The following is a 21,884-nucleotide window of genomic DNA, read 5'->3' as shown; positions in this document are numbered from 1 at the left end:
AAATACACGTCGGTCAACTCGCGAACGGGATTATCCACAGGTGACGAGGCCGACAATCCCCGGCCGACCAGCCGTGGTAAGCGGGTCGCGAAACGGCCGGAGAGGCGGAACGGCCGGAGGTCAGCGGACCGAGGGCTGCACGAACGGCGGCTTCACGACCCGGGCCTCGGTGCGCCGCCCCCGAATGTCGATCTCGACCAGGTCGCCGTCGGTGATGCCGGCCGCCGTGTCGAGCAGGGCCAGGGCGATGCCGACCTTCTTGGTCGGTGAGAACGTCCCGCTCGTGGTCTCGCCGATCGGCGACCCACCGGCGTACACGGGCATGTGGCCTCTCGGGATGCCGCGGCCGGTCAGCTCGAGCCCGCGCAGGGTGCGACGGGGACCCTCGGCCTTCTCGGCGACCAGCGCGTCCCGGCCCCAGAACGAAGGCTTGCCCCAGCCCACGGCCCAGCCCGAACGCGCCTGCACCGGCGTGATCTCGAGCGTCAGGTCCTGCCCGTGCAGCGGATAGCCCATCTCCGTACGCAGGGTGTCGCGGGCGCCGAGGCCGCACGGGCGCACCCCGGCGTCGATCAGTGAATCCCACACCCCGGTCGCCGCGGACCAGGGCACGACCAGCTCGTAGCCGTGCTCGCCGGTGTAGCCCGTACGGCAGACGATCAGCTCGCCGGAGGGGACGAATGCCATGTAGTCGCCCGGCGTGGGCAGGCCCAGCTTGGCCAGCACCTCGGGCGACTGCGGACCCTGCACGGCCAGCACCGCGTACGACCGGTGCTCGTCGGTCACCGTGATCCCGGACGGCGCGGCGGCCTGCAGAAGCCGTACGACGGAAGCGGTGTTCGCGGCGTTGGGGATCAGGAAGACCTCGTCGTCGGAGATCAGATACGCGATCAGGTCGTCGACCACGCCGCCGGTCTCGTCGCAGCACAGCGTGTACTGCGCTTTGCCGGGCGCGATGCGGCCCAGGTCGTTCGTGAGGCACGCGTTGACGAAGGCGGCCGCGCCCTCCCCCCGTACGCGGGCCTTGCCGAGATGCGACACGTCGAACACGCCGGACGCCTCGCGCACCGCCGTGTGCTCCTTGATGACGCCGCCGCCCGCGTACTCCAGCGGCATCTCCCAGCCCCCGAAAGCGGCGAACTTCGCACCGAGGGCGACATGGCGCTCGTGCAACGGGGAATGAGAAAGGGCGTCGGCAGACATGAGAGTCAACTTACCCGTGACCTTGCGCTTGGTTAGAGTCGCGGGGACACCCCACCTCCGGCGTCAGTCCGCCGGGGAACCACCGACCAGCCGGAGCGGCCCATGAGGCGCCCGGCCCCGAAGTCCGCGGAGAGCCTTCAGTGAGCCAGCCCAGCCTCAGCCTGGTCGACACCGACCCGGCCGAATTGGCAGTCGATGCCATCGTCATCGGCCTGCACAGCCAGCCCGACGAGGGCGGCGCCCTGCTGCCGGCCGCCGGCGCCGAGAGCATCGCCGCCGCGTTCGACGGCAAGCTGACCTCGACGCTGGCGCTGCTCGGGGCGAGCGGCGCGCCCGGCGAGGTGACCAAGCTGGCCACCCTCGGCACGATCTCCGCCCCGCTGGTGGTGGCGGTCGGCCTCGGCGACGAGCCCTCCGGTTCGGCTCCCAGCCCCGAGACCCTGCGCCGGGGCACCGGCGCCGCCGTGCGCGCGCTGGCCGGCAGCACCACCGTCGCGCTCGCCCTGCCGCTGCCCGACGACGAGGACGCGCCGTCAGTGCTGCGCGCGATCCTCGAGGGCGCGCTCCTGGGGTCGTACAAGTTCGCCGGTTACAAGACCAAGCCGCAGCCGAATCGCCGTGACCCGGTGTCGGCGCTGCAGGTGCACGTGCCCGACGCGAGCGACGCGGCCGCCGCGGCCGAGGTGAGCCGGGCCGAGGTCGTCGCGCGGGCCGTGCGCCTGACCCGCGACTGGGTCAACACCCCGCCCAACTCGCTGCGCCCGCCGCAGTTCGCCGACGCCGTGGTGGCCGCGGCCAAGGGCACCGGCCTGCAGGTCGAGGTGCTCGACTTCGACGAGCTCAAGGCGGGCGGGTACGGCGGCATCGTGGCCGTGGGCCAGGGCTCGGAGGCGCCGCCGCGGCTGGTCAAGCTGACCTACGTGCCCGAGGGTGTGGAGTCGCCGAAGCGGGTGGCGCTGGTCGGCAAGGGCATCACGTTCGACACCGGCGGCATCAGCATCAAGCCGGCCGCGGGCATGTGGGAGATGAAGTCCGACATGGCCGGCGCGGCCGCGGTCGGCGCGACCATGCTGGCCGTGGCGGCGCTCAAGCCCCCGGTCGCGGTCAGCGCCTACCTCGCGATGGCGGAGAACATGCCTTCCGGTACGGCGTACCGGCCGGGCGACGTCATCACGATGTTCAACGGCAAGCGGGTCGAGGTCTTCAACACCGACGCCGAGGGCCGCATGGTGCTGGGCGACGCGATCGCCCGGGCCTGCGCCGACGGCACCGACTACGTGTTCGAGGCGTCGACGCTGACCGGCGGCCAGGTCATCGCGCTGGGCAAGCGCATCTCGGGCCTGATGGGCTCGGCGGCGGCCACCGAGCTGGTGCGCGCGGCGGGCGACGAGGTCGGCGAGCCGGCCTGGCCGATGCCGCTCCCCGAGGAGGTGCGCAAGGGCATGGAGTCGGACATCGCCGACATCTGCCAGACGAACGCGAACCTGGACCGGGCCGGGCACATGCTGCAGGGCGGCGTCTTCCTGCGCGAATTTGTGGCCGAGGGCGTCGAGTGGGCGCACATCGACATCGCGGGGCCGAGCTATCACACCGGCGAGGCCAGCGGCTACTGGACGAAGGGCGGCACGGGCGTCCCGATTCGCACGCTTCTGTCGGTTATCGACCGGTTGAGCTAATTATCTCCGGTTCCGGGCGCACGCCGCCCGGAACCGTGTCAGCTTTCCTCAGCGGGCCGGCGCTTCCGGCGCTCGTTGAAGTCGCGCATCCGCTGCGGATAGCCCATGAGCCGCACGTCATAGATGGGAACGCTCAGCTGATGAGCCCAACGCCGGGCGATCTCGGGAGTCTCGGTGCGCCGGCGCGTCCACTCGCCGTCGTGTGCCACGAGCAACACCGTGGTCTCGGTCACGTTGGTGCGCGGCTCGATGAATGCCTCCACACCCTTGCGGGTGCGGACGAACTCCGCAAGATACTCGAGATCGGCACGGTCAACAGCCCGTCCAGCCGCGGCTCGCGGCTCCTGGCGACGCCGAAACCAGGCCACCACACGCTCCTCACGTTCAATTGCGGCAAGAGTACGTCGAGCAGGCCCGCCGCGGGGAACCTGAGTGCATCGGCCGGTTCGCAAAGTGACAAGATGGCGTGGACATACTGTGACCGTTTCCGTTGTGTGACCCGCATGGGAACGACGCGAACACTGGAGTCAACGTGAGCCAGCCGAACGGCGGAACCTTCGACATCGTCATCCTCGGCGCCGGCAGCGGTGGTTATGCGGCCGCCCTGCGCGCGGCCGAGCTCAACCTCTCCGTCGCGCTGATCGACAAGGCCGAGCTGGGCGGCACCTGCCTGCACCGCGGCTGCATCCCGACCAAGGCGCTGCTGCACGCGGCCGAGATCGCCGACCAGACCCGCGAGAGCGAGCAGTTCGGCGTCAAGGCCGACCTGGTCGGCATCGACATGGCCGGCGTCAACGCCTACAAGGACGGCGTGGTCGCGCGTCTCTACAAGGGCCTGCAGGGTCTGCTCAAGCAGGACAAGATCACGGTGGTGCAGGGCGCCGGCAAGCTCGTCGGCAAGGACACTGTCGAGGTCGACGGCAAGCGCTACACCGGCCGCAACGTCATCCTGGCGACGGGCTCCTACTCGCGCACCATTCCCGGCCTCGAGATCGACGGCAAGCGCGTCATCGCCAGCGAGCACGCCCTCAAGCTCGACCGCGTGCCCGCCTCGGCGATCGTGCTCGGCGGCGGCGTGATCGGCGTCGAGTTCGCCAGCGTGTGGAAGTCGTTCGGCGCCGACGTCACCATCATCGAGGCCCTCCCCCGCCTGGTCGCGGCCGAGGACGAGGAGATCTCGAAGACGGTCGAGCGCGCCTTCCGCAAGCGCAAGATCAACTTCAAGGTCGGCAAGCCGTTCGAGAAGGTCGAGCACACCGAGAACGGCGTGCGCGCGACGATCGCCGGCGGCGAGACCGTCGAGGCCGAGGTGCTGCTGGTCGCGGTCGGCCGCGGCCCGACGACGGCCGACCTGGGCTACGAGCAGCAGGGCATCACGCTCGACCGGGGCTTCGTGATCACCAACGAGCGGCTGCACACCGGCGTCGGCAACATCTACGCCGTCGGCGACATCGTCCCCGGCCTGCAGCTCGCGCACCGCGGCTTCCAGCAGGGCATCTTCGTCGCCGAGGAGATCGCCGGGATGAAGCCGGCCCCGATCGACGAGGCGGGCATCCCCCGGGTCACCTACTCCGACCCCGAGGTCGCGTCGGTCGGCCTGACCGAGGCCAAGGCCAAGGAGCAGTACGGCGCGGACAAGGTCTCGACGTACAACTACAACCTCGGCGGCAACGGCAAGAGCCAGATCCTCAAGACCGCCGGCTTCGTCAAGCTCGTCCGCCTCAACGACGGCCCGGTCCTGGGCGTCCACATGGTCGGCGCGCGCATGGGTGAGCTGGTCGGCGAGGCCCAGCTGATCTACAACTGGGAGGCGTTCCCGGAGGAGGTCGCCCAGCTGGTCCACGCGCACCCGACGCAGAACGAGGCGCTCGGCGAGGCGTTCCTGGCCCTGTCGGGCAAGCCCCTGCACGCACACAGCTGATCACCTGATCCACGCCGAGCCGTACTAGAAACATGGTTAAGGAGTTCTGAGACATGCCGGTATCGGTCACCATGCCGCGGCTGGGTGAGAGCGTCACCGAGGGCACCGTCACTCGCTGGCTGAAGCAAGAGGGCGAGCGGGTGGAGGCCGACGAGCCGCTGCTCGAGGTCTCCACCGACAAGGTCGACACCGAGATCCCCTCGCCCGCGGCGGGTGTGCTGTCGCGCATCGTCGTCGGCGAGGACGAGACGGCCGACGTCGGCAGCGAGCTCGCGGTCATCGCGGGCGACGGCGAGGACGCGAGCGCCTCCGCCCCGGCTCCCGCGCAGCAGCAGGAGCAGCAGCAGGAGGAGCCCGAGCCGCCCGCGCCCACCGAGCCCTCGACCGAGAAGCCGGTCGAGGAGGAGGCCCCGGCCCCGCAGGCCCAGGCCTCCGCGCCGTCGAGCGGCGAGGGCACCGCGGTCAAGATGCCGGCCCTGGGCGAGAGCGTCACCGAGGGCACCGTCACCCGCTGGCTCAAGGCGGTCGGCGACTCCGTCGAGGTCGACGAGCCGCTGCTCGAGGTCTCCACCGACAAGGTCGACACCGAGATCCCCTCGCCGGTCGCGGGCACGCTGCTCGAGATCAAGGTGCAGGAGGACGAGACGGCCGACGTCGGCGCCGACCTGGCGATCATCGGCACCGAGGGTGCGGCTCCCGCGCCCGCCGCCGCTTCGGCTCCCGCCGAGGAGAAGAAGCCGGCTCCGGCCCCCGCGCCGCAGCAGCAGGCCGCTCCGAAGATCGAGTCGGCTCCGGCCCCCGACTTCGCGCCGTCCGGCGAGTCCTACGCCGACCCGGCCCCCGAGGCCGAGACGGCCAAGGACCCGGTCGCCGCCGAGGCCAAGGCCGAGCCGCCCGCCCCGTCGAAGCCGCGCGTCGAGCAGGCCAGCCCGAACGGGGCCGGCGACGCCGGCTACGTCACGCCGCTGGTCCGCAAGCTGGCCGCCGAGAAGGGCGTCGACCTGTCGACCCTGACCGGCACCGGCGTCGGCGGCCGCATCCGCAAGCAGGACGTGACCGACGCGGCCGACAAGGCCGCCGCGGCCAAGGCCGCTCCGGCGCCCGCCGCCGCTGCTCCGGCCGCCGCTCCCGCGAAGCCGACGGCCAAGCCCGAGCCGAGCCCGCTGCGCGGCCGCACCGAGAAGCTGACCCGCACCCGCGCGACGATCGCCCGTCGCATGGTCGAGTCGCTGCAGATCTCGGCCCAGCTGACCACGGTCGTCGAGGTCGACGTCACCAAGATCGCCCAGCTGCGGCAGAAGGCCAAGGCCGACTTCCAGGCCCAGCACGGCGTGAAGCTCAGCTTCCTGCCGTTCTTCGCCCTGGCCGCGGTCGAGGCGCTGCGCCAGCACCCGGTGGTCAACTCGTCGATCGACCAGGAGGCCGGCACGGTCACCTATCACGACGCCGAGCACCTGGGCATGGCCGTCGACACCCCGAAGGGCCTGATCGTCCCGGTCATCAAGGACGCCGGCGACCTCAACCTGGCCGGCCTGGCCAAGCGGATCGCCGACGTGGCCGACCGCACCCGCAACAACAAGATCGGCCCGGACGAGATCTCGGGCGGCACGTTCACGCTGACCAACACGGGCAGCCGGGGCGCGCTCTTCGACACGCCGATCATCAACCAGCCGCAGGTCGGCATCCTGGGCACCGGCGCGGTGGTCAAGCGGGCCGTGGTCATCAACGACCCCGAGCTGGGCGAGGTCATCGCGCCCCGCTCGATGGTCTACCTGGCCCTCAGCTACGACCACCGGATCGTGGACGGCGCCGACGCCGCCCGCTTCCTGGTCACGCTGAAGGAGCGCCTGGAGGGTGGCCACTTCGAGGGTGACCTCGGCCTGGCGTAACCAGCCGCAGCAACGACGGAGGGCGTCCGGGATCACCCGGGCGCCCTCCTCGTTTTGAACGGGTTCACTTCGGGGCATGATGGGAACCATGCGGATCCTGATCTCCGGCGGCTCCGGCTTCCTCGGCGTGCCCCTCATCGAGCGGCTCCGGGCGAGCGGCCACGACGTGACCCGGCTGGTGCGCCGGCCCGCCCAGGCGCCCGACGAGGCCACCTGGCAGCCCTCGCAGGGTCAGCTCGACCCGCACGTGGTCGCGGCGGCCGACGTGGTGATCAACCTGTCCGGCGCGAACGTCGGCGGCAAGCGCTGGACGGCCCGCTACAAGAGCGAGCTGCGCTCCAGCCGCGTCGACACCACGGGCACGATCGCCCGGGCCATCAGCAAGCTGCCCGAGGCCGACCGCCCCCGCACACTGCTGCAGGCCTCGGCCGTCGGCTGGTACGGCGACACCGGCGACAACCCGGTCACCGAGGAGGCCCCGGCCGGCAGCACCTTCCTGGCCGATCTGTGCCGCGTCTGGGAGGCCGCCGCCCGGCCCGCCGAGGACGCCGGCGTACGGGTCGTGCTGCTGCGCACCGGCATCGCCGTCGAGACCCTGGTCGAGCGGCTGCTGCTGGTGTTCAAGCTGGGCGGCGGGGCCAAGCTGGGCGGCGGCAAGCAGTGGATGCCGTGGTGCGACGCCCCGAACTGGCTCGCCGCGGCCGAGTTCCTGCTCGACCGCGAGGACGTCACCGGCCCGGTCAACATCGTCGGCCGCGAGCCGGCCACCAACGCCGAGTTCACCAAGGCGTTCGCCGACGCCGTGCACCGTCCGGCGCTGCTCAGCGTCCCGAGCCCGGCGCTGCACCTCGTGCTGGGCGAGCTGGCCGGTGAGTCGTTGCGCAGCAGCCGAGTTGTCCCGGCTGTCCTGGAACGGGCCGGTTTCCAGTGGCCCCACCCGACCATCGACTCGGCCCTCGAGGCGGCCGTGGGCAAGGAAGCGGCGGCATCCCGCTGATCGGCGGCGGCGGCTTGCTAACCTGCGGCTGATGTCCGTCGCCGTTCCCACCACCACGTCCGCCGCAGATGAGCCGGCCCCGCCCGACGCCCCCGCGGCGACCCGGCGGTGGCGATCGCATCTGTTCGTCGCGCTGGCCGCCCTCGTCCTCGCCGGTTACGTCGTCAGCCGGCTCTGGCAGGACCCGTTCGAGCACGCCGTCGCCGAAAATGTGGGCGACCAGGCCTTCTTCGAGTGGGTCCTGTCCTACGGCGTGCACCTGGTGCAGCACGGCGGCGACCCGTTCTTCACCGACCTGCTGAACGTGCCGGACGGCGTCAACCTCGCCGCCAACACATCCATCACGGTCTACGCAATCCTGTTCGTGCCGCTGACCATGCTGGCCGGCCCGCAAATCACGTTCCTGACCATCCTCACGCTCAACCTCGCCGGCTCGGCGTACGCGTGGTATCTGTTCCTCGGCCGCTGGATCACCGCCAGCCGGGCCGCCGCCGCGCTCGCCGGCCTGTTCTGCGGGTTCGCGCCGGGCTTCATCGCGCACGCCAACGGCCACCTCAACTGGACGTCGGGCTGGATCGCGCCGCTGGTGCTGTGGCGGCTGCTCAAGATGCGCGACCCCGGGCGCTGGCTGCGCAACGGCCTGCTGCTGGGCCTGACGCTGGCGCTCGGCTTCTCGATCGCCGCCGAGGGCCTGTTCTTCGCGGCGATGGCGGGCGGGGTCTTCGTGATCGTGTGGGCGCTCTCGCCGGTCAACCGGGCCGAGGCGCGGGCGGCGCTGCCGAAGTTCCTGGCCGGGCTCGGGGTCACCGCGGTGGTGGCCGGCGCCCTGCTGGCATACCCGCTCTACATGCATTTCGCGGGCCCGCAGACCTTCAAGGGCACCGGGTTCAACCAGCGGCACTACTCCGAGGACCTGATCTCGTTCTTCTCGTTCGCCGACCGCTCGCTGGCCAGCTGGGCCGGGCTCGGCAACGACTACGCGGCCAACCGCACCGAGGAGCAGAGCTTCTTCGGCCTGCCGCTGATGGTGCTGATCCTCGTGTCGCTGCTCATGCTCTATCGCAATGGCGACGACCGGCGCCGGGCCACCCTGCGCGCGCTGATGGTCGTGGGCGGCCTGTTCCTGCTGATCTCGCTCGGCCCACGCTTGCGCATCGCCGGGCAAGAGACAGACCTTCCCCTCCTGTACGCCCTGTTGCAGCACGCGCCGCTGTTCGACGCGGCGCTGCCCGCCCGTTACGCCCTGGTGCTGGTGGGCGTGTTCGGGGTGATCCTGGCCATGGCGTGCGAGCAGGCGTTCAGCGCCACCCGGCCGCGGCCCCTGTTCACGATGGGCCTCGTGATCGCCCTCGTGCCGATCTTCCCGATCCCGCTCGAATACCGGCATCGCTCGCCCGAGCCGCGGTTCATCGCCGACGGCACGTGGGAGAAATACGTGCCGGACGGCGGGGTGATGAGCGCGCTGCCGTTCGCGATCAACGTGGCCGCCGACGGGCAGCGCTGGCAGGCGTACACGATGGCCCGCGGCGGCAAGATGTTCCGCATCCCCGACGGCTACTTCCTCGGCCCCGACATCGACGGCCCCGAGGGCAAGGGCCGCATCGGGTCGATCCCGCGGGCCACCGACTGGCTCTTCCTGCGGGCCGCCCTCTACGGCTACATCGCCGAGCTGGACAACGCCGACCGGGCCACGGCCCGCGCCGACTTCCAGCGCTGGGGCGTCGAGGCGCTGTTCCTGCCCGACCAGATCACCGGGCCCGAGGGGCCGCTGTTCCGCTCGGCCGTCGAGCTCACCGCGCGCGACCTGCTGGGCGAGCCGGAGCGGGTCGACGACGTGCTGGTGTGGCGCATCCGTCCCGGAGTGGATCCGGTCGACCGGTGACCAGCGGGCTACGGTGGTGGGCGTGACAACTTCCACGCTCACCGTGCTGCGGCCCGGCCTGATCGACTATCGCGAGGCCTGGGACGAGCAGCGCCGCCTGCACGACGCCGTGGCGGACGGCACTCAGCCCGACACCGTGCTGCTGCTGGAGCACCCCAGCGTGCTCACGGCGGGCAAGCGCACCGAGCCCGCCGACCTGCCGATCGACGGCACCCCCGTCGTCCAGGTCGACCGCGGCGGCAAGATCACCTGGCACGGCCCCGGTCAGCTGGTCGGCTATCCGATCCTCAAGCTGCCCGACCCGATCGACGTGGTCGCCTACGTCCGCCGTACGGAACAGATGTTGATCGACGTGTGCGCCGAGTTCGGGGTCACCGCCGCCCGCTCCGAGATCAAGGGCCGCAGCGGCGCCTGGGTGCTGGCCGACGAGCGCGGCCCCGACCGCAAGATCGCCGCGATCGGCATCCGGGTCGCCCGCGGCGTCACCCAGCACGGCTTCGCCATCAACGCCGACTGCGACCTGGCCAACTTCGACCGGTTCACCCCGTGCGGCATCCGCGACGCCGGCGTGACGTCGCTCAGCGCCGAGCTGGGCCGCGACGTGACCGTGGCCGAGGTGCTGCCGGTCGTCGAGAAGCACCTCACTACCCTGCTCTGATGGCTCTCTATCGGGACCCGCAAGACAAACGCGTCTTCGTCCCCAAACGCGGCGGCGGGGTGTCGCTCAACTTCGGCCACCCCATCGCCTGGGTGATCCTGGTCTGCACCACGATCATCCCGTTCGCGATCGTCATCGGCATGACCATCGCCGTGCTCGCCTAGGCTGTGGTCAGGTCGTGGCGGGCTTTATCCGCCAGATCGTGACCGTCAGGTCGTAGCGCAGGCAGGACAGCAGGTCGCCGGCCGTCTGACAGGCGTCCGGCGTGACCCGCGGGATGACCCCGCGCACCCGGCCGTCGGCCGCCCCGACCAGCGTCGTGCGGTCGCCCTCGGGATAGAACAGCAGGTGGTCGATCGGCCGCCCCCGCCCGAAATCGTGCTCGACGCGCCCGGTGGCGAGGCCGACCCGCGCGGAGCGGCCGCTCTCATCCGTCAGCAGACCGCCGTTGCTCACCAAGCGCCACTGCGGCCCGCTCCACCGCACCCGCCCGGTCGCCGGGTCGAGCACGGTCAGGCCCTCGAAGCCGATCGCGCACAACAACCCGTCGCCGCAGCCCCCCACTCCGAACGGCGAGACGACCGGCGTCTGCCATTCACGCTCCAGCCCGTCGAGCCGGAAGCCCGCGATCCGCTGGGCGTCAAAAACGACCAGCCGCTCCCCCACGATCTGCGCCGCCACCGCGCCGGGTTCACCCCGTACGCCCACATCGCGCCACCCGGTGAGCTCGCGCCCGCTCTCGGCGGCGTAGACGGCCGCGCGCCCCTTCTCCAGCAGCACCACGCGCCGGTCGTCCCCCACGAACGCCTCCGCCGGGCGCTTCCAGAACAGCCGTCCGGTCCGCAACTCCCGCAGCCGGAGCACGCCGTCCTCCGGGCTCCACTCGGCCACCCGCCCGCCGACGAGCTCGACGATCGGGAAGCCGCTCAGGCTCCACAGCACCGCGCCCGTCCGCGCGTCGAGGAACGTGGCCGCGCCGGCGTCGTTCTCGTCGACCACGAGCGTCCCGCCGGCGCCGAGCCGCAGCCGCTGCCCGGTGGTGACCTGGGTGCGCCACTCCGGGCAGCCCGCACAGAGCGGCGTGGCCTCGACCCGGCCGTCGGCCCGCACTATGTAGACCGCCTCGGTGGTCAGCAGGCTGGCCGACAAGCCCATGCCGTCGGCCTTGAGCACCTCGACGACCCCGGCGCCTCGTGGGAGCACGGCCGAGCCCGCGAGCAGCAGCAACGTCACCACCGCCACGGCGACCACCACGTACGCGACCGGCCTCGTCGCCCGGACCCGCTCCCGGTCCACGGGCGTGACGTCGAGGTCGATCAGCACGTGCCGGACTTTACGCCTCGGGCCCGATCAACGGCCGTTGTCCACATTCCGGCCATGGCGGTCGCCGCCTGTGGACAACCACCCTGACCGCCTTGACATCCGCATAACCTGCTTCCTTCTCCCCAGGGGGCGCAGGCCACCGCACGGCGTAGTTCTCCCCGGCCTTGTAGGTAGAGGGCCTGATAGATCGTTTCGTGCGACACGGAAAGCTCGCTTCGCTCAGCGAAGTCATGGCGCAGCCGACGGCTGATCCGCTCGGGGCTGCCGCCATCCCTGCCTGGTCGCCAGCAGATGACGTAACGCCGGGCGGCGGCGATCTTGCCGGTCTTGGGACGGGGCCGGCGCTGCTCGGCCCGTTTCCGGGTCGACCGGTATCGGGCCGGGCGTTACGCCCGATCTCGCGGCTGATCGTGCATCGGGGCCGGCCCAGTTCCGCGGCGATGGCCGTCTGGGTGGCGCCTTCACGAAGCCGGTCAGCGGTCACTATCCGCTCGTTCAGATACCGGGCCGAGATCACCCGCAGCTGCCGGACCGCCTCGGCCCGCTCCCGGCTGCGCCGCACATCCAGCGGTGTCCGGCCGGACCGCCACGCATACCCGGTCTTACGGTCGATGCCCAACTCCAGGCACGCCTGACAGGTCCTTGCACCCTTAGCCGCAGATCCAAACATGCGCGTTTCACTGCGGCGTAGTCCGCCGAACTGCGGGTCCTGATCCCTCGACTCATGGTCACGACACCCCTGATCAACCTAGGTGTTGCAACGACCGCTGGAACCTAAGGCGGGTGAGGTCAGGGATGGCCGTACCGCGCGGGGTTGATCTTGTCGAGCGGGCGGCGGCCGGGGTGGGGCGGACGGAGTTTCGGGCGTGGGCCGGCGTGCGGTGCGTTGGAAGCCGGCGCGAACAAGCTTGGGGTTCTACGTCGTATGCGGGGCGGGCTCGAGCAGCGGGTTCTGGGACGGCACCGGCTGCGGTGGACCTCGGCGGCAACGCCGGGCCACCCTGCGGGAAGCGCTGGAGTCGTCGGGAGTAACGCCTGTCGGCGTGGGCCTGGGCAACACCGATCGGACTTTGGTTTGCGGACACCGGCGAGCAGCGTGGCAACGGCGAGCGGCGTGGGCCTGGGGCAGCGGCGGGCTTTGGGCATTCGGGGCGGTGGGGACTGAGGGCGGCGCCCTGATGGGGAGTGCGGGCGGAACCGGGGCGGAGTGGGTTTGGTGGGTCGTGGGCGGAATGCGGCGGGGGCCCCTCGGGAGTTTGAGGGGCCCCACGACTCGTACGGGATGGGGTTTATGGGGTTGTGCGGTTGAGGTCTCGGGGGAAGGCGGTTACCTCGCGGACGTTCGGGGCTTCGGTCAGGCGGGCTACGAAGCGTTCCAGACCGATCGCCCAGCCGCCGTGGGGTGGCATGCCGTAGCGGAAGCCGTCCAGGTAGCCGGTGTAGGGCTCCAGGGGTTCGCCGGAGCGGGTCAAGGCGTCCACATAGTCCTGGTAGGCGTGCAGGCGTTGGCCTCCGGTGACGATCTCCAGGCCGCGGAAGAGCAGGTCGAAGCCGTTGGAGTAGGTGGGGTCGGCCGGGTCGGGGTGGGTGTAGAAGGGGCGTTTGCGCATGGGGTAGCCGGTGACGTAGACGAACTCGGAACCGTGTTCGCGTAGTGCCCATTCGCCCAGGGCGCGTTCGTGGGCGGGGGCCAGGTCGGGCTCGTCCGAGGGGGCGCCGGCGATGCGTAAGGCCTCGGTGAAATGCACGGCGGGGATCTCGGACGGGACGATCGGCTTCTCGAACAGGCCGGCCGTCATTCCGGCGAGGGTGCGGGTCAGCATGGCCATCACGTCGCGGTGGTCGGCGATGAAGCCCATCTCGGCGTCGAGCGATGTGTATTGCGCGAGGTGCCGTACGGTGTCGCTGGGCTCGGCGCGGAAGACGGGGCCGACCTCGAAGACGCGCTCGAAGACGCCGACCATCAGCTGCTTGTAGAACTGCGGCGACTGCGCGAGATAGGCCGGGCGGCCGAAGTAGTCCAATTCGAACACGTTCGCGCCGGACTCGGTGGCCGAGGCCACGATTTTGGGGGTCTGGATCTCGACGAAGCGCTGCTCGGTCAGGGCGGCCCGGAAGCCGGCCGTGACCCGGGCCGCCAGGCGCAACGCCGATCGGCGCGCGGGATGCCGCAGGGCCAGCGCGGCGTGGTCGAGCTGGGTCGGCAGCGTGGCGCCGAGGGCCGGGCGGTGCAGCTCGAACGGCAGCGGCTCACGCACGGCGGAGAGCACCCGGATCTTGGGCCCGGTGAGCTCGACGCCGCCGGGGGCCTGCTCGTTCGGGCTGACCGTCGCGACCACCTCGACGACGCTTTCCTCGGTGAGCGACTCGAGCTGGGCCCGGGTCTCGGCGTCGGCCACGACGACCTGCGACAGGCCCTCGGCGTCGCGGACGATCAGGAAGGCCACCGACTTGAGCAGGCGGCGGCGGTGGATCCAGCCGGCGATCGTCACGGTCTCGTGAGCGTGCGCCGTGAGCTGGGAAGAGAGGATGCGTTGCATGGCGGGACCTCCTCTGGTTTGCTGCAACGCGGCCCCAGGGAGGCGTGGGCGAGCGGGATCCTCGCGGTGCCACCACACCTTCGCGCCTTGGCAGGCGCCTCTTGTCATGCTGCGGCTCGGGAGTGTCTTCGCGCCCCGGCGTCGGGCCACCTTCACAGCTCGCGGTGGCTCTCTCGGCCGACGGTTCGGGGGTGCTACTCGGTTCCTTCAGCGCCGTCCGGCGACGTTAACAAGGGGCAACGTCAGCGCGAAAGGCATTTAACACGTTTCATGTGGCGGCGGTCACAGAAGCCGCCACGTGAGCCTCGTCGCCCCTGTCTAGGCAGGGGCCTATTCAGGCGTAACCTCGACCCTGTGACTATTGCTCCCGAGGGCCGCCGCATGCTGCGCATCGAGGCGCGCAACGCCGAAACTCCCATCGAGCGGAAGCCTCCGTGGATCAAGGTCAAAGCCAAGATGGGCCCGGAATACACGCAGATGCGCGGGCTCGTGCAGAAGGAAGGCCTGCACACGGTCTGTCAGGAGGCTGGGTGTCCCAACATCTACGAATGCTGGGAAGACCGCGAGGCCACCTTCCTCATTGGCGGCGACCAGTGCACGCGACGCTGTGACTTCTGCCAGATCGACACGGGCAAGCCGGCCGAGTTCGACGCCGACGAGCCGCGCCGGGTGGGCGAGTCCGTCGCCACGATGGGCCTGAAATACGCCACCGTCACCGGCGTCGCCCGCGACGACCTGCCCGACGGCGGCGCGTGGCTCTACGCGGAGACCGTGCGCCAGATCCACAAGCTCCAGCCCGACTGCGGTGTCGAGCTGCTGATCCCCGACTTCAACGCCGACCCCGACCAGCTGGCCGAGGTCTTCGGGGCCACCCCCGAGGTGCTCGCGCACAACGTCGAGACCGTGCCGCGCATCTTCAAGCGCATCCGCCCCGGCTTCCGCTACGAGCGCTCGCTCGACGTGATCACCCAGGCCCGCGCGGCCGACCTAGTCACCAAGAGCAACCTGATCCTGGGCATGGGCGAGGAGCGGGCCGAGATCTCCCAGGCGCTGCGCGACCTGCACAACGCGGGCTGCGAGCTGATCACCATCACGCAGTATCTGCGGCCGACCCCGCGGCACCACCCGGTCGAGCGCTGGGTCAAGCCGGAGGAGTTCGTCGAGCTGCGCGAGGAGGCCGAGCAGATCGGCTTCGCCGGCGTGATGAGCGGGCCGCTGGTGCGGTCGTCCTATCGGGCGGGGCGGCTCTTCAAGCAGGCCCTCGAGGCTCGCGGCTGAGTATTGCCTTGGCGTGGTGCCCCGGTTCTCGTTGAGAGCCGGGGCACAGTCGTGTCTGCCCCTTCCGTGCACCCCCTCCACGCACGCCACCCCGGCTAAGCAAGTCGGATATTTCAGCCGATTAGGCTTTTTGTGAGGGTGCGTCGTTTCACGCTTGTGCTCGCCGCCGCGGCCACGGTGGCGACGGCCTGGGCCGCCCCCATCACTGCTTCCGCCGCCGAGACCTGCACCTCAGCCGCGTCGGCCACCTTCCGCCACACGTTCGCCGGCAATTCGGGCAAGGCGACCATCACCTCCGTACGCCCCCTGTGCGCCGGGCAGACGCAGGCGTTCGGGCTGATCGCGTACACGGCGGGCTCGGGCAACGCCGGCCAGTTCGTCTACTCGACCGATCGCAAGACCATCACCGCGACCAACCGCACCGTGAACCTCGACGTCGTCGTCCCGCCCTGCCACGCCGCGGTCGACGCGATCGTCGGCACCGGCCTGCTCGACGAGGTGACCCACGGCCAGAACCCGTACGACGCGAAGACCCTGGGCGCCTCGGGCAGCCGCTCGTCGGGCCCGTTCGCCCACTACCGCGGCGGCGCCACCGACTGCTCCCCCGCCCCCACGGTCGCGTTCGTCAACGCCTGCGACGGCTCGTTCACGGCCACCCTGGCCAATGCCGCGAGCGCCAACGTCAGCGCCGTGTTCCTCGTCGGCGGCCGCCTGACCCGCCTGGCCCCGGGCCGTTCGACCACGGTCAAGGCCCCCGCGGGCGGTTCGCTGACGATTCGCGACAGCAGCTTCACCTCGTACGTGGGTACGTGGCGCCCGCCGGTGAGCGGCTGCGACTCCGCGGCGCCGCCACCGGCCACCGCCCCCGCCGCGGTCACCACCACCCCGCCCCCGGCCGTCGCGCCGCCGTCCGTCGTCCCCGGTTCCGGCGGACCCACTCGGGTCGCGACCACGGACGCGCCCGCCGCCGTCTACGCGAACCCGACCACCACGGCGGAGTCGCTGGTGACCGTGGCCAAGAAGAGCATGAGCGCGGGCAGCGTCATCGCGATCGCGTTCGGCCTGGTGCTGATCGGCGGCGGCCTCATCCTGCTCGTCCGCGTAATGAAGTCGATCCGCGAACCCTGACCGTCCTACCGTCGCGGGATGAGCCTTCTCGACGAGCAGCGCGCCTACTACGAAGCCCGAGCCGGCGAGTACGACGAGTGGTGGTATCGCCAGGGCCGCTACGCCCTGGCCCCCGACGAGCGGGAACGCTGGCTCACCGCCGTCGCCTTCGCCGAGCGGACCCTGGACGAGTTCCGCCCGTCCGGCGACGTGCTCGAGTTCGCCTGCGGCACCGGCCTGTGGACCCGTCACCTGGCCCGCCACGCCGGCACTGTGCTGGCCGTGGACGCCTCCCCCGCCATGATCGATTGCAACCGCGCCCGACGGCTGGGTGACCATGTCCGCTACCGGCAAGCGGACATCTTCGCCTGGGCTCCCCGGCGGCCGCCTTCGACGTGGTCTTCTTCAGCTACTGGCTGTCGCATGTTCCAGCCGAGCAGTTCGCAGCGTTCTGGGACAAGGTCGCCGCGGCGCTCCGGCCGGGCGGACGAGTCTTCCTGATCGACAGCTACCACCATGAGGAGCTGCCGGGTCACGTCGCGCCGCGAGTCCTCAACGACGGGCGCGAGTTCCGCATCGTCAAACACTTCTGGCAGCCGTCGGACCTGGTGGCGGCGGTGGAGCCACTGGGCTGGCGGCTGAACGCGGACGTCACGCCGGGCGGCCACATCCTGTACGCCACCGCCGAACGGCCCTGACCGCCGAGCCGGGCCGGACCGCCCTGGTCGTGATCCAGCCCCGACGGCGGATCGGCGCGGGCAAGCGAATCAGCGCACCCAAGCGGGACGGCGCGGGCAAGCTGGGCGGCGCGGCCAAGCGGGGCAGCGCGGGCAAGCGGGGCAGCGCGGGCAAGCGGGGCAGCGCGGGCAAGCGCAGGCTGGGTCAGTCGTCGAGCAGGCCCAGGCGGCGGGCTACCGCGGCCGCCTCGCCCCGGTTGGAGACCTCGAGCTTGGCGATGATGCGGGACACGTGCACGCTGGCCGTCTTCGGCGAGATGTAGAGGTCGGCGGCGATGCGGCCGTTGCTGTGCCCCTCCGCGACCAAGCGCAGCACCTCGCGCTCGCGTCCCGTGAGCAAGTCGGCGGGCGAGGCGGGTGACCCGGACGAGGCAGGCGACGCTGACGGCCGGATGCCCAGCCGGCGGGTGAGCGTGTCGGCCGACTCGATCAGCGGCCCCGCGCCCAGGGCGGCCGCGATGGCGACGGACTCGGCGATCGTCGCGGCGGCCGCGGCCCGGTCACCGGCGGCGGCGTGGGCCTCGGCCAGCCGGAGCAGGGCGCAGGCCAGCTCGTAGCGATGCCCGTCGGCCCGCCACGCCTCGACGGCCTCGGCCCAGCGCTCGGCCCCGCCCTCGAGGTGGGCCCGGGTCTGCGCCGCGAAGGCGACCTGGGCCGGATAGCGACAGGGCAGCCCCGCGGCGATCTCGGCCACCCGCGCGGCCAACGCGGTGTCACCGGCGGAGGCGGCAGAGGCGGCAGAGGCGGCGGAAACGGCGGCCTCGGCGGCGTGCGCCAAGATCGCCCAGGCGTAGCGCGGCAGCACCGTGAGCCGGGGCTCGGCCAGGGCGGCCCAGGCCGACTCGACGGCCGTCGCCGAGCCGAGGGCGGCGGTCAGGCACAGGTCGAGCGTGGCCAGCCGGCCCTCGGTGCTCAGGTAGGGCCGGCGCAGGAAGGCGGCCGAGCGGGTCACCAGGGATTCCGCGTCTTCGCGGCCGCGCGCGAGCCGGACCCGGGCCCGCAGGCGCAGCCAGGGCAGCGCCATCGTCTCGGGCGGGTCGAGCCGGGCCGCCTCGGCCAGCCGGGCGTCGGCCTCGTCCCACCGGCCCAGGGCGATCAGCGCCTCGGCGTGGTTGGCCAGCAGATAGACGCCTGTCGTGCGGCCGACGCCGATGCGGTTGGCCTCGGGCATGCCCTCGGCCGCGGCGGCCGCCGACTCCTCGTAGCGGCCGATCTCGTAGAGCCGGTCGGAGATGCTGATCAGCCCGCGGGTGAAGCTCGGGAAGTCGCTCGCGGCCCGCGCCCGCTCGACGGCGTCGCGGATCACCGGGAGGGCCTCCTCGGCGGTCTGCCGGCCCGAGCAGGACGACCCGTACGCCACTTCGGCGGCCACGATCGCGATGAGGTCGCCGGATTCGTTGGCGCCGGCCATGGCGATCTGCGCCACCTCGAAGCCGCGGTCGGCGTCGACGGCCGCGATCAGGTGGGCCAGCTCGGCCAGCAGCCGCACCCGCTCGGGGCTCTGCGGGGCGCTGGTGAGCAGCCGCAGCGCCTCGTCGCATTCGGGCCCGGCGTCGGACTTGCCCGCGCTGCGCAGCAGTTTGGCCCGGCGGACGAGCAGGCGGCCGGCCCGCAGCGGCTCGGCCTCGGCGTCGAGATCACCGAGGGCCGCCTTGGTCAGCATGAGCGCGCGCGAATACTCCCCCGAGTCGAGCGCGGCCAGTGCCGACTCCTCGAGCAGGTCGAGGTGGTCGAGGCCGAGCAGGGCCCGGGCGTCGGGCACCTCCTCCCACAGCTGGAGCACCCGGTCGAGCAGGCGCGCCTGTTCCCCGTACGCGAAGCGGCACTTGGCCTCGTCGGCCGCGATCTTGGCCGTGACCAGGGCGCGCGGACGGTCGTGGGCGGCGTGCCAGTGGTGCGCGATCTCGGCCGGGGCCCGGCCCGCGGCGACCAGGTGGGGCTCGGCCTCGACGGCCTGGGCGTAGCGCGCGTGCAGCCGGGCATGCTCGCCGGGCAGCAGGTCGTCGTGGACGGCCTCGCGCACGAGGGCGTGGTGGAACTCGTAACCCCCGTCGGCGTCGACGACCACGACAAGCTGGGCCGCGACGACCGCGCGTAGGGCCGACTCGAGATCCGACTCCGCCATGCCGGCCACGCGGGCCAGCAGCTCGTGACCGAAGCGGGTGCCGCCGACCGCGGCCACCCGCAGCACGCGCTGGGCCGGCTCGGGCAGCTGGTCGACCCGGGCCAGCAGCAGGTCGCGCAGGGTGGCCGGGAAGTCGCAGGACGGGTCGGCGGCGGCCGCGAACTGCTCGATGAAGAACGGGTTGCCCTGGGCGCGCTCGTTGACCGCGTCGACCGTGCGCGGGTCGGGCTCGGCGCCGAGCAGGTGGGTCAACAGCTCGGAGGTGCCCTCGCGGTCGAGCCGGTCGAGCTCGAGGCGCAAAACACCCCGTACGCGATCGAGCTCGCCCAGGAAAGGCCGGAGCGGATGCCCGCGGTGCAGCTCGTCGGTGCGGTAGGTGGCGATCAGCAGCAGCTGGGGCAGGCGGGCGGCCCGCACCAGGAACGCGATGAGGTCGCGGGTGGAACGGTCGGCCCAGTGCAGATCCTCGATGACCAGGACGAGCGGCCCGCGGCCGAGCACGGCCGTGACCGCCTCGAAGAGCAGGCCGCGGCGGGCCTCACCCTCGGGCGGCGGGCCCAGCTCGGGCAGCAGGCGGGCCAGCTCACGCTCGTGACCGCCGAGCACCTCGGGGCCCTCGGCGCGCAGCAGCTCGCGCAGGGCGCCGGCGAACGGGGCGAACGGCAGCCCCTCCTCACCCAGCTCGAGGCACTGACCGGCCAGCACCCGTACGGAATCGGTGGTCAGGCTGTGGCAGAACTCCTCGACCAGGCGGGTCTTGCCCACGCCGGCCTCGCCGCCGACCAGCACGGTCGACGGCTCGGCGTGCCGGGCCCGCTTGAGCGCGTCGCGCAGCACGGCCAGGTCGGCCTCGCGACCGACGAGCACCTCGCTGTGCGCCTGCGCCGCCATGGAATCGAGCATGGCATGCGGGTACGACAACAAAACAGTCACGCGGCGACGGCGGGGCGCGGGGCCCGGCGGGGCCACCGGCCGAACCGGCGTACTTTGGGCTGCGTGGCCTCGCGCACCTGCCGGGCCCGGGCGGCCTGCTCGGCGAGCCGGTTGGCCCGCTGCAGGTGCAGGTCGAGCAGGGCGTACGGGTCGTTGTACGGAAACATCGTTCACTCCCTTGAAGAGCCGTCCTCTTGCTGACCTCGACTCTTCGCCGGAAGGCACCGGCCAGGCATGGGGAACCTGCCCCATCTTGGGCCCCTCGCCCGCCTTACTCCCCGAAGCGAGACCTCCCGCCCCGCGTAAGGCGGCCGCATCCCACTACACTTTCGAGCTATGGCAAAACCCCAGGAGAAGGTGTCGTTCGGCACGCGCCTGAAGCAGATCGGTCAGGTGTTCTCGTTCACGGCAAAGCAGGACAAATGGTTCGTTCCGCTGCTTCTGGCGGCCGTTCTCATCCCGCTCGCCCTGACGGTCGTCCTGGTGATCCTGTTCGGCTGGATCTATCTGCCGATCGGCATCATGGTCACGCTGCTGGCCGCCGTGATCGTGCTCAACCTGCGCTCGAACGCCGCGATGATGAACGCGGCCGAGGGCCAGCCCGGCGCCGCGGCCTCGCTGATCGAGAACATGCGGGGTGACTGGCGGGTGCGTCCCGCCGCCGCGTCGACCACCCAGTTCGACATGGTGCACGTGGTGATCGGCCGCCCCGGCGTGATCCTGCTCGCCGAGGGCAACCCGCAGCGCGTCCGCGGCCTGCTCGGCCAGGAGAAGAAGCGCCTCTCCAAGGTCATCGGCAACGCGCCGCTCTACGACTACGTGATCGGCAGCGACGAGGGTCAGCTCCCGGTCAAGAAGCTGCGCACCACGATGATGCGCCTGCCGCGAAACCTCACCGGCAAGGACGTCAACTCGCTCGACAAGCGCCTCGGCGCGCTGATGGCCCGCCCGCAGATGCCCAAGGGCGCGATCCCCAAGAACATGCGCCCCAGCAAGGGTGCGTTCCGCCAGCAGCGCCCGCGCTGACTGCCCGCTCGTCGCCAGCAAGATCAACCGCGTTCCCCGTACGCCGTGAGCCCGGCCCACGCGTCGCGCGCCTGACCGCCGTACGGGGCTCTGCCGGCAGGGCCAGAGGCCCGCGGGTTGATCTCAGGGACGCGGCCGCTGCACCATGATCGACTTGGCTGCGCGATCGTGCAGCCCCCGGCCGTCGCCGTCGTTGATCACCGCGGGGATCACGAGGGCCAGCAGCAGCGCCCGCACAGCCGCCCGGGGCAGGCCGATCGCGCCACCGTCCGTAATGGAGACGCAGCGGATGCCGGCCAGCAGCATGCCCAGCGTCTGTCCGAACAGGCCGACGAAGACGGCATGCACCAGCACGAACAGGCCGAGCTGAGGCCACGGGTTGGCCCGCAGGTCGTCGACGAGCACGGCCGCGATCACCGTGGCCAGCGCCCAGTCGATGAAGATCGCCCCCAACCGGCGGCCGAACGACGCCGTGTCGGAGATGCCCGGCTCGATCGCGCCGTCCGCCTTGCCTGCCATGCGACCAGCGTAGCCGGGGCGGTTTCGGCGACCCCGCACGCGGGCCGGGCGGGCGCGATAGCCTCGCCAG

Annotated in this window: 18 protein-coding genes; 11 read left to right on the top strand and 7 right to left on the bottom strand. The window is 71.6% G+C overall.

Translation table 11 applies throughout. The features are described 5' to 3' along the window. Positions 1 to 120 precede the first annotated feature (120 nt). Positions 121 to 1,203: a glycine cleavage system aminomethyltransferase GcvT gene (gene gcvT, locus JKJ07_RS19300; protein ID WP_202992979.1), complete on the bottom strand. Its 1,083-nt coding sequence runs from the start codon at positions 1,201 to 1,203 to the stop codon at positions 121 to 123. 140 nt (positions 1,204 to 1,343) lie between these two features. Between gcvT and JKJ07_RS19295 the strand changes: the two genes are divergently transcribed. Next, positions 1,344 to 2,879, top strand: a complete 1,536-nt coding sequence (locus JKJ07_RS19295) for a leucyl aminopeptidase (protein WP_202992978.1) — start codon at positions 1,344 to 1,346, stop codon at positions 2,877 to 2,879. Positions 2,880 to 2,917: 38 nt separating this feature from the next. On the opposite strand, the gene JKJ07_RS19290 is transcribed toward JKJ07_RS19295, so the two are convergent. Continuing rightward, positions 2,918 to 3,247: a hypothetical protein gene (locus tag JKJ07_RS19290; RefSeq protein WP_202992977.1), complete on the bottom strand. Its 330-nt coding sequence runs from the start codon at positions 3,245 to 3,247 to the stop codon at positions 2,918 to 2,920. Between the two features lie 164 nt (positions 3,248 to 3,411). Between JKJ07_RS19290 and lpdA the strand changes: the two genes are divergently transcribed. The 6 genes from lpdA (at position 3,412) to JKJ07_RS19260 (ending at position 10,390) form a co-directional block, all read left to right on the top strand. Then, positions 3,412 to 4,800: a dihydrolipoyl dehydrogenase gene (gene lpdA / locus JKJ07_RS19285; protein WP_202992976.1), complete on the top strand. Its 1,389-nt coding sequence runs from the start codon at positions 3,412 to 3,414 to the stop codon at positions 4,798 to 4,800. A 53-nt stretch (positions 4,801 to 4,853) separates the two neighbouring features. Beyond that, positions 4,854 to 6,689 (top strand): 2-oxoglutarate dehydrogenase, E2 component, dihydrolipoamide succinyltransferase, encoded by a 1,836-nt coding sequence (gene sucB, locus JKJ07_RS19280; RefSeq protein WP_202992975.1) that lies wholly within the window; start codon positions 4,854 to 4,856, stop codon positions 6,687 to 6,689. Between the two features lie 88 nt (positions 6,690 to 6,777). Next, positions 6,778 to 7,686 carry a TIGR01777 family oxidoreductase gene (locus tag JKJ07_RS19275; RefSeq protein WP_202992974.1) on the top strand — a complete coding sequence of 303 codons (909 nt, stop codon included), beginning with the start codon at positions 6,778 to 6,780 and terminating at the stop codon, positions 7,684 to 7,686. Positions 7,687 to 7,717: 31 nt separating this feature from the next. Beyond that, a complete protein-coding gene (locus tag JKJ07_RS19270) occupies positions 7,718 to 9,568 on the top strand; it encodes a DUF6311 domain-containing protein (RefSeq protein ID WP_202992973.1) in 1,851 nt (616 codons plus the stop codon). Positions 9,569 to 9,584: 16 nt separating this feature from the next. Next, positions 9,585 to 10,226, top strand: a complete 642-nt coding sequence (gene lipB / locus JKJ07_RS19265) for a lipoyl(octanoyl) transferase LipB (RefSeq protein ID WP_202992972.1) — start codon at positions 9,585 to 9,587, stop codon at positions 10,224 to 10,226. Then, positions 10,226 to 10,390, top strand: coding sequence for a DUF5808 domain-containing protein (locus tag JKJ07_RS19260; protein WP_202992971.1), 165 nt, complete (start codon positions 10,226 to 10,228; stop codon positions 10,388 to 10,390). Before lipB ends, JKJ07_RS19260 begins: the two co-directional genes overlap by 1 nt. 7 nt (positions 10,391 to 10,397) lie before the next feature. Here the strand turns inward: JKJ07_RS19260 and JKJ07_RS19255 are convergent, their stop codons facing one another. Together JKJ07_RS19255 and aspS are read right to left on the bottom strand one after the other, a co-directional pair. Continuing rightward, positions 10,398 to 11,549 carry a PQQ-binding-like beta-propeller repeat protein gene (locus JKJ07_RS19255; RefSeq protein WP_202992970.1) on the bottom strand — a complete coding sequence of 384 codons (1,152 nt, stop codon included), beginning with the start codon at positions 11,547 to 11,549 and terminating at the stop codon, positions 10,398 to 10,400. Positions 11,550 to 12,838: 1,289 nt separating this feature from the next. Continuing rightward, positions 12,839 to 14,089 carry an aspartate--tRNA(Asn) ligase gene (gene aspS, locus JKJ07_RS19245; RefSeq protein ID WP_202992968.1) on the bottom strand — a complete coding sequence of 417 codons (1,251 nt, stop codon included), beginning with the start codon at positions 14,087 to 14,089 and terminating at the stop codon, positions 12,839 to 12,841. 381 nt (positions 14,090 to 14,470) lie between these two features. Here aspS and lipA point away from each other — a divergent pair, with 381 nt between their 5' ends. The 3 genes from lipA (at position 14,471) to JKJ07_RS19230 (ending at position 16,975) form a co-directional block, all read left to right on the top strand. Further along, positions 14,471 to 15,367 (top strand): lipoyl synthase, encoded by an 897-nt coding sequence (gene lipA / locus JKJ07_RS19240; protein ID WP_202993311.1) that lies wholly within the window; start codon positions 14,471 to 14,473, stop codon positions 15,365 to 15,367. Between the two features lie 138 nt (positions 15,368 to 15,505). Beyond that, a complete protein-coding gene (locus JKJ07_RS19235) occupies positions 15,506 to 16,495 on the top strand; it encodes a hypothetical protein (protein WP_202992967.1) in 990 nt (329 codons plus the stop codon). An 18-nt stretch (positions 16,496 to 16,513) separates the two neighbouring features. Then, positions 16,514 to 16,975 (top strand): class I SAM-dependent DNA methyltransferase, encoded by a 462-nt coding sequence (locus JKJ07_RS19230; RefSeq protein WP_202992966.1) that lies wholly within the window; start codon positions 16,514 to 16,516, stop codon positions 16,973 to 16,975. 381 nt (positions 16,976 to 17,356) lie between these two features. Here the strand turns inward: JKJ07_RS19230 and JKJ07_RS19225 are convergent, their stop codons facing one another. Next, positions 17,357 to 20,239 (bottom strand): helix-turn-helix transcriptional regulator, encoded by a 2,883-nt coding sequence (locus tag JKJ07_RS19225; protein ID WP_202992965.1) that lies wholly within the window; start codon positions 20,237 to 20,239, stop codon positions 17,357 to 17,359. A 26-nt stretch (positions 20,240 to 20,265) separates the two neighbouring features. Then, on the bottom strand, positions 20,266 to 20,436 hold the full coding sequence (locus JKJ07_RS19220; protein WP_202992964.1) for a hypothetical protein: 171 nt from the start codon (positions 20,434 to 20,436) through the stop codon (positions 20,266 to 20,268). A 169-nt stretch (positions 20,437 to 20,605) separates the two neighbouring features. Between JKJ07_RS19220 and JKJ07_RS19215 the strand changes: the two genes are divergently transcribed. After that, entirely contained in the window at positions 20,606 to 21,295 is a 690-nt protein-coding gene (locus JKJ07_RS19215; protein WP_202992963.1) for a DUF4191 domain-containing protein, read from the top strand. Between the two features lie 123 nt (positions 21,296 to 21,418). Here the strand turns inward: JKJ07_RS19215 and JKJ07_RS19210 are convergent, their stop codons facing one another. Further along, positions 21,419 to 21,814, bottom strand: coding sequence for an RDD family protein (locus JKJ07_RS19210; protein ID WP_202992962.1), 396 nt, complete (start codon positions 21,812 to 21,814; stop codon positions 21,419 to 21,421). Positions 21,815 to 21,884: the final 70 nt, after the last annotated feature.

Source organism: Paractinoplanes lichenicola (genome assembly GCF_016785085.1).
GTDB classification, from domain to species: Bacteria; Actinomycetota; Actinomycetes; order Mycobacteriales; family Micromonosporaceae; genus Actinoplanes; species Actinoplanes lichenicola.
This window is presented reverse-complemented; position numbering and strand designations above follow the sequence as displayed.